The sequence below is a fragment of the Micromonospora maritima genome (assembly GCF_902825405.1).
GTDB classification, from domain to species: Bacteria; Actinomycetota; Actinomycetes; order Mycobacteriales; family Micromonosporaceae; genus Micromonospora; species Micromonospora maritima.
This window is the reverse complement of the sequence record NZ_CADEAU010000746.1, coordinates 1-2,008: the sequence shown is the minus strand read 5'-3', so window position 1 is coordinate 2,008 and position 2,008 is coordinate 1. Positions and strand designations below refer to the sequence as shown.

At 75.9% G+C, this 2,008-nt stretch carries 2 protein-coding genes; both read left to right on the top strand.

Features of this window, described 5'->3' with window-relative positions; genetic code table 11:
* A partial coding sequence (gene accB, locus HUW36_RS31820) for an acetyl-CoA carboxylase biotin carboxyl carrier protein (RefSeq protein ID WP_425487287.1) occupies nucleotides 1-562 on the top strand: 562 nt, incomplete at its 5' end.
* Nucleotides 562-2,008 (top strand): acetyl-CoA carboxylase biotin carboxylase subunit (locus HUW36_RS31815; protein ID WP_246248424.1); only part of this gene is annotated, 1,447 nt, incomplete at its 3' end. The genes accB and HUW36_RS31815, both read left to right, overlap by 1 nt.

Sequence of the window (2,008 nt, the reverse complement as noted above, 5' to 3'; positions counted from 1 at the left end):
TCCGCCGCCGTCGGCAGCGCTTCCGGCGCTTCGGCGCGGCCCGCTCCGCGGTGGTCCCGGCGGGCGACGGCCACGCGGAGGTGGCGTGATGGCCGACGCCGGACCCGAGCAGGTGCTGGACGGGCTGCGCCGGCAGGCCCGCAAGCTGGTCGCCGACCTCGACGGACCGGTGCGCCGGGTACGGCTGCGCAGCGGCGAGGCGCTGCTGGAGGTCGAGTGGCACGATCCGGTGCCCCCGCCGAGGACGGGCGCCGATTCCGTCGCGCCGCCCGGGGAACCGGCCGCACAGGCGGCGCCGACCACCGACCGGGCGACGGTACGGGCCCCCGTGGTCGGCACGTTCTACCGCGCCCCCGAGCCCGGGGCGATGCCGTTCGTCGCGGTCGGCGACCTGGTCCGGCCGGGCCAGGTGATCGGCATCGTCGAGGCCATGAAGCTGATGAACGAGGTGACCGCCGGCCAGGCCGGACGGGTGGCCGAGGTGCTGGTGGAGGACGGCAAGCCCGTCGAGTACGACCAGCCGCTGATCGCCCTGGACCCGGTCACCGGACGGGACGCCTGATGTTCGACAAGGTGCTGATCGCCAACCGCGGCGAGATCGCGTTGCGGGTGCTGCGCGCCTGCCGGGAGATGGGCGTACGGACGGTGGTGGTGCACTCCAGCGCCGACGCCGACTCGCTGCCGGTGCGGCTGGCCGACGAGGCGGTACGGATCGGGCCGGCGGCCAGCCGGCGCAGCTACCTCAACGCCGCCGCGATCGTCGAGGCCGCCCGGCAGACCGGCGCGCAGGCCGTCCACCCCGGCTACGGCTTCCTCTCCGAGGACGCCGACTTCGCCGAGATCTGCGCCGAGAACGGGCTGGTCTTCATCGGCCCGCCGCCGCAGGTGATGGCCGCGCTCGCGGACAAGTCCACCGCCCGCGCGTTGATGAGCGGGGCCGGCCTGCCGCTGCCGCCGGGCAGCGTACGGACGTTGCCGACCGTCGCCGAGGCCCAGGAGGTGGCCACCGAGGTCGGCTACCCGGTGATCGTCAAGGCCGCCGCCGGCGGGGGCGGACGCGGGATGACGGTGGTGCGCACGGCCGCCGAGCTGCCCCGCGCGTACGCCCGCACCCGGGCCGCCGCGCAGGTCGCGTTCGGCGACGACCGGGTGTACGTCGAGCGGTACCTCGCCGACGCCCGGCACGTGGAGGTGCAGGTGCTCTGCGACGCCCACGGCAACGGCGTCCACCTGGGCACCCGGGACTGCTCGGTGCAACGCCGGCACCAGAAGCTCGTCGAGGAGGCGCCGGCGCCCGCGCTGCGACCGGCCACCCTGGACACGCTGGCCGAGGTCGCCCTGCGCGGCGCGCTGTCGGTCGGTTTCACCGGCGCCGGCACCGTCGAGTTCCTGGTGGACGAGGCCGAGCGGGCCCATTTCCTGGAGATCAACTGCCGGATCCAGGTGGAGCACCCGGTCACCGAGATGATCACCGGCGTCGACCTCGTGCAGGAACAGTTGCACGTGGCCTTCGGCACCCCGCTGCGGCTGCGGCAGTCCGACGTCCGGCTGCACGGGGTGGCGATCGAGTGCCGGGTCAACGTGGAGGACCCGGACCGTGACTTCGCGCCCGCCCCCGGCCGGCTGGAGCGGTTCCGGCCGCCGGGCGGCCCGTTCACCCGGGTCGACACGCACGGCCACGTCGGCTACCTGGTCAGCCCGCACTACGACTCGCTGCTGGCCAAGGTGGCGGTCTGGGCGCCGGACCGGGACGCCGCGCTGGACCGCCTCGACCGGGCCCTGGCCGAGTTCGACGTGGCCGGTCCCGGGGTCCGCACCACGATTCCGTTCGCCCGGCGCGTGCTGCGCGATCCCGCGTTCCGGGCGGCCCGGCACACCACCGCCCTGGTCGAGCGCCTGCTCACCCCGGCCGCCGACGCCGACGACGTCGTGCCCGCAGGGAGCGCCGACGACGCCGGTGGCGTCGGGAGCGCCGACAGCGCGCCGGCCGGCGCGCGGGCCGACGGCG